Below are 3048 nucleotides of genomic sequence, written 5' to 3'. Positions count from 1 at the left end.
CCGCCGCCCCGCTGCTGTTCGCCTTCCCGCCGCCGCTGGCCGCCGCCCCGCTGCTGTTCGCCTTCCCGCTGGCCGCGCTGCCGCTGGCCGCCGCGGCGTTCGACGAGGCCGTCCCGTCGAGCTGGTTGATCGTGATCCGGTCGCCGGTCTTGGCGTCGATGGTGGTGGCGACCTCCTCGCCGAGCAGCACCTGCGCGCTGCCCGAGGGCCATTCGCCGTCGACGAACCAGAAGGGGCTCATCTGGCGCACGGCCGCCAGGTCCGTCCCTCCCACGACGTAGGGCTGGTCGTTGACTGTGACCGTCTCGTAGTCGAAGGACGCCGATCCCACGAGTTGGGCGGCGGGGAGCTCCTGGTCCACAGCGGCCAGGGCCTCGTCGTCCATCGCCTGGCCGTCGGCCCCGGTCACCACCAGGTTCGCCCCGTAGGAGCGGATCTCGCGGGCCATCTGCGCGGGCACGTCGACGGTGATGGTCGCCAGGCCCGACAGGGTCGTGGCGCCGATCGCGACCGCCAGGACGGCGATCAGCACCCGGGAGCGGCGGCGCAGGACGGACGAGGCGACCATCCGCCAGAACATCGCGCGTTTGGACACCGCGCTCACCTCCCGTGCAGCACTTCGGCGGCGTTGAGCCGCAGCAGGTAGCGGATCGCGGGGATCGACGCGCCCAGGACCACCAGGACCACCAGGACCGCCACCAGGGCGACGACGACGGGCGCGAAGGCGATCGCGGATCCGAAGACGGTGTAGCCGATGATCTGCGCCAGCGCGAGCCCCGCTCCGTAGCCGAGGACGCCGCCGGCCAGGCCGACGACGATGGTCTCGGTGAGGAACAGCCCGATGATCGACTTGCCCTTCGCCCCGACGGCCTTCATGAGCCCGATCTCGCTGGAGCGCTCCATGACGCCGGCGGTCACCAGGTTCGCGATCGCCAGCGCCGAGGCGACGAGGGCCAGGGCGGTCACCAGCACCATGAGGAGCTGGGTCTTCTCCAGGATCGAGCCCTCGGATTGGGCGACCTGGCGGACGGGGCGCGCCACGGAGTCGGTCATGACCTCCTCGATCTGGTAGGCGATGGAGGACACGTAGGCGGTGCAGTACCAGGTCTCCTTCTCGGACACGGACAACGACTTGGGGTTCTTCGCGGCCTTGCGCGCCAGGTCGTTGTCGGGGGTGGTCAGGGCCGACACTTCGACGCTGCCCACCGCCCCCTGGCGCCCCAGGAGCTCCTGGACGAGGCCCAGCTGGGCGTAGACGGCGTGGTCGGAGTCGTCCCCGGCGGTGAACACGCCCCGCACGACGACGTCGCGGGCCGCGGAGGGACCGGTCAGGGAGATCGTGTCGCCGACGCGCACGCCGTGGGCCGAGGCGTAGGCGGAGCCGACCACCGCGCCCGCCTCGTCGGAGTCGTCGGGCCACGAGCCCTCGATGCTCCACCAGCCCCGCAGCTTGTCGAGGCCGGTCTGCACGCTCTCCTCGGTGGGCAGGTCGAGGCGGTGGGAGAACCAGGTCCCCGTGACGGTGACGGCGCCCCCGTCGGCTCCGGTGGCGGTGGTCGGCAGCAGCGGGGCGAAGTCCAAGATGTTGTAGGTCCAGAAGATCGTCTTGATCTTCACCAGCTCGTCCTCGCGCAGGTACGCCTGCTGCTGCGCGGGGCCCTGCGTGGAGTAGAGGTCCTGCAGGACTGCGGCGCCCTGGGGGCGCACGACGATGTTCGCGCCATAGCTCTTGAGCTCCTGGTTGACTTTGTCGCCCACGTTGAACATGACGGAGAGCATGGAGGTGGCCACACAGGCGCCCAGCGCCACCGTCAGGGCGATCATCGCGTGCCGGTTGCCGCGCCTGGTGAGCGCGCCCTTGAGCATTCGGAAGAACATGGGCCCTACTTCGCGAAGACCGGCGCCGCCGCCTCGAGGGCGGACACGGGAACGGTGAGCGTGCCGTTGCCCACCTCGTACTCGATGGGGATCGGGTTGCACCCGCCCTTGAAGCCGATGGTCGCGATGTTCATCGCCACCTCGCACAGCTTGCAGATGACTTTCCCGTCCTTCTCGTAGTAGCCGGTGGGGCCGCAGATCTCGCAGGCGTCCAGGCCGACGCCGAAGGACGAGCCGGACTTCTGGATGACGATGAAGCGGACTTTCACGCCTGTGGAAGTCGTGTACTCGTAGCGGTGCAGGTGCCCGTCGGAGACGGCGCTCAATTCGACGGTGGCGTGGTCGTCGACGACGGAGTAGGACTCGGGCGCGGAGAGCTCGACCTCCTGGGAGCCGATGGCGACGCCGACGGTGATGAGCAGCGCCCCGCACAGGTAGCCGATCGCCGCGCTGCCGGCCATCGCCTTGTACAGGCGGGCGCGGGCGCGCGCCAGGCGCCCCTCGGCCGGGTTGGCGCCCTCGCGGGGGATGGAGCGCGAGGCCCACCACGTGATGACCGTGACCGCGCCGAGGGCGGCGGCGGCGGCCAGGGTGAAGACGGCCTCGTGGTTGATGAGCCATGAGACCGCTGAGAACACGTCGGCGGGCAAGGAGATGAGCCGCTTCGCCTTGAGGACGCGCACGATCATGAGGATGTGCGCCAGCCCCAGCGACGTGATGACCAGGACGGCCGGCCACACGCGGGCGGACAGGGAGCACAGGCGGTGGGACAGCCATCCGAGGACGGCGCACAGCACCCACGCGAGCGCGTAGCCGGTGATCGCCATGACCGCGGTCGTCGAGTAGAGCTCCACCCCGCCCGACAGCATCATGACGCCCTGTGTCATGGCAGTGGGGAGTGCCCTGAAGAGCGCGAACGCGATGTAGAGGGCCGCCACTGCCCTCAGCGCGCCGTCCCCGGACAGCGGGTCGGCGGGGTCCGCGCCGCTCGCGCGCACGAGGCGCGCCCTGCGCAGGAACAGGGCGATGAGCGCAGCGGCCGCGACGACCGCCACGGGGAGCGTGACGAGGCCGATGCTCTGGCGGTTGAGGGATTTGGGCGCGATGGTGGCGACGACGGTGAGGGCCAGTGAGGCGGCGGCGCCGGCTCCGATGCCCCCCCAGACCGCC

Annotated in this window: 3 protein-coding genes; all 3 read right to left on the bottom strand. The window is 70.7% G+C overall.

The annotated features are described in order from the left end of the window. A partial coding sequence (locus tag BH719_RS08185) for an ABC transporter permease (RefSeq protein ID WP_009744363.1) occupies positions 1–595 on the bottom strand: 595 nt, incomplete at its 3' end. Between the two features lie 5 nt (positions 596–600). Then, positions 601–1878 (bottom strand): ABC transporter permease, encoded by a 1278-nt coding sequence (locus BH719_RS08180; RefSeq protein ID WP_009744362.1) that lies wholly within the window; start codon positions 1876–1878, stop codon positions 601–603. Positions 1879–1883: 5 nt separating this feature from the next. Beyond that, on the bottom strand, positions 1884–3048 hold a 1165-nt coding region (locus tag BH719_RS08175), incomplete at its 5' end, for a DUF2318 domain-containing protein (protein WP_009744361.1).

This window comes from Pauljensenia hongkongensis, assembly GCF_001746855.1.
Lineage (GTDB): Bacteria > Actinomycetota > Actinomycetes > Actinomycetales > Actinomycetaceae > Pauljensenia > Pauljensenia hongkongensis.
The sequence above is the reverse complement of the archived record's forward strand: the minus strand, read 5'-3'. Positions and strand labels throughout refer to the sequence as shown.

Excerpts from the sequence above, each read along its gene's own strand:
- BH719_RS08180 (WP_009744362.1), bottom strand. The coding sequence starts at position 1,878 with ATGTTCTTCCGAATGCTCAAGGGCGCGCTCACCAGGCGCGGCAACCGG.